The organism is Methylobacterium sp. yr668, from assembly GCF_900116245.1.
Lineage (GTDB): Bacteria > Pseudomonadota > Alphaproteobacteria > Rhizobiales > Beijerinckiaceae > Methylobacterium.
On the sequence record NZ_FOZY01000088.1, the window covers coordinates 1 to 2,410 of the forward strand.

2 protein-coding genes are annotated in these 2,410 nt (G+C 68.1%); one reads left to right on the top strand and one right to left on the bottom strand.

The annotated features are described in order from the left end of the window. The first annotated feature begins 102 nt into the window (after positions 1–102). Positions 103–531 (top strand): transporter associated domain-containing protein, encoded by a 429-nt coding sequence (locus BM419_RS31510; RefSeq protein ID WP_244540947.1) that lies wholly within the window; start codon positions 103–105, stop codon positions 529–531. A 215-nt stretch (positions 532–746) separates the two neighbouring features. Here the strand turns inward: BM419_RS31510 and BM419_RS31515 are convergent, their stop codons facing one another. After that, positions 747–1,937 carry an MFS transporter gene (locus BM419_RS31515; protein WP_210188189.1) on the bottom strand — a complete coding sequence of 397 codons (1,191 nt, stop codon included), beginning with the start codon at positions 1,935–1,937 and terminating at the stop codon, positions 747–749. Positions 1,938–2,410: the final 473 nt, after the last annotated feature.

Consider the following 2,410-nt stretch of genomic DNA (forward strand, 5'->3'; position numbering starts at 1 on the left):
CTCCTCAGGCTTGGGTCGCTTCCTCGACATCGATCCGTCCTCCAGGCTCGAAAGCCATACCAAAGGGCGGACCACTTCATTGGGGGCGGATCAACCACCGTCGTGCACGAGGGCCTGTCGATCCTGGACTTGCTCGATGTCTTTCAGAATGGATCCGTACGCTTGGCGGTCGTAGTCGACGAGTACGGGAGCCTGGAAGGCATCGTCACGCCGACAGATCTGCTGGAGGCCATCGCCGGGAAGATCCCCGAGAAGGGGGGAAAACCGTGGGTGATCGAGTGCAAGGACGGATCCCTGTCACTCAATGGCACGATGCCGGCGGTGGAGGGCCTCGATCGGCTGGGCATGGCCCATGGTGGCGAGAGCGACGGCTTCGCCACCATGGCGGGGTTCGTGATCTTCCATCTCGGGCGGATCCCGGTGGCAGGGGACAGCTTCGAGGCTCATGGGTGGCGGTTCGAGGTCACCGAAATGGCGGGCCACCGCGTCGCGCGCGTCCTGGCGAGCCGCATCGGGGGCACCGATCCGTGACGGCGCCGGAAACCCGGCTCAGCCAGCCCCCCGCATAGGGCTCCCATCGACCACCCCGGCCCTTTGCCCGTTTGCGATTGCCGACCGCTGCCGTAACCGATGCCCCGATCGCGCGTCGGGTTCCGGTCACCTGAGGGCGGCGGTGTCGGGGTCGCCCGGCGACCGCATCGCCATACCCGGGAACGCACCGGGGCGCGGGCGTGCGCCCCCGCGCCTCAGCCGTCGCGGCCCGGTCCACCCAGCGCCTGTACGGCGGTCGCGGAGGCGCCGAGGACGATGCCAAGGGCGACGACCGCGTTCCACCCGCCGATCTGCCACACGGACGTGGCGGCGGCCGACCCGAGCGCCCCGCCCAGGAACATCGCTCCCATGAGCACCGTGTTGAGTCGCGCGCGCGCCTCGGGGCGCAGGGCGAAGACGATGTGCTGGTTGGCGACAAGAGTGGATTGCATGGCGAAGTCGAGCAGGACCACCCCGATCACAAGGCCGGCCAGAGACGTCCAGAGCCCGAAGACCGCCCATGACGCCAGGGTGAGCACGGATCCGCCCAGCACCACCGGCCGCGAGCCGTGCCGGTCGGCGAACCGACCCGAGAGAGGCGCGGCGAAGACGCCGATCGCGCCCACGACGCCGAACAGGCCGGCCACGTCCGCGCCGTAACCGTAAGGCGACCCCTGGAGCCGGAACGCCAGGATGGTCCAGAACACCGTGAAGGCGGCGAACACGAGCGCCTGGGTCGTCGCCGCGCGCCGCAGGGCGGGGTAGCTCCGCCACAACTCGGCGAGTGAGCCCAGGAGGGCCCCGTAGCGCAGCGTCGAATCGGGCCGGCTGTGAGGCAGCATGGCCATCATGAGCGCCCCAGCTGCGAGCGCCATCGGCACGCCGAGCCAGAACATCTCGCGCCAGCCCCCGTGGGTCGCGACGAACCCGGCCAGCGTGCGACTGAGCAGGATGCCCGTCAGGATACCTGACAGGATCGTGCCGACGGCAGCCCCGCGCCGCTCCGGTGCGGCGAGATGCGCCGCGAGCGGGACGATCTGCTGGGCGACGGTGGCCGACAGCCCAAGGACGAGCGAGGCGAGCACCACCAGCGACGCCGTGGGCGCCAGGGCCGCGAGCGCGAGCGCCACCGAGAGGCCGCCGAACTGAATGGCGATCAAGCGCCGCCGCTCGACGATGTCGCCAAGCGGCACGAGCAGGAACAGTCCCGCCGCGTAGCCGAGCTGCGTCGCGGTCGGGATCAGGCCGGTGATCTCGCCGGGCAAGTCCCGCTCGATCAAGCCGAGCATCGGTTGGTTGTAGTAGATATTCGCGACCGCGATGCCGGCGGCTGCCGCCATTGCGAAGGTACGCCCGCGGCATTCCGGCAGTGCCGCAGCCTCGTTCGTCGAAACGTGTGCGGACATCGTCCTGCTCCTCGAATTCTACGGACATTCAACGGTGACAGTCTTCAACAAGCTGTCCAGCCGTATTCGGTCGTGCGGCTGCGCTGCTCGACATGCAATCATATCTAAGGATGATCATCCGGGCTTCCTTGCGCCCGCGCCTTGCTCTGATTCCACCCCAGCGTGCCTGCGGCCTAGCTGTGGCGCGACGTCCGCGGTTAGCCCGACGGGCGCGATCCGAAATTTGGTCGAGATAGCAGGAGAAGCTTGGCGCGCCTTCGCGACCGTCGAGGCACATGTCCATCTCTCATGCCCGAGGGTGTCAGCGAGACGTGTGAGGTGGCGTTTGCTGCGATCCGACGAGTGTCTGGCACTGCCGCCTTACTCCGTGCCATGGTTCACTAGGTGTTTGATCCCGCGATGTGGTGGTACAGTTGACCACCATGCGGCGAGGGATGCGCTATGGGCCAAATTCTCCACGGCAGCGCCCGCAC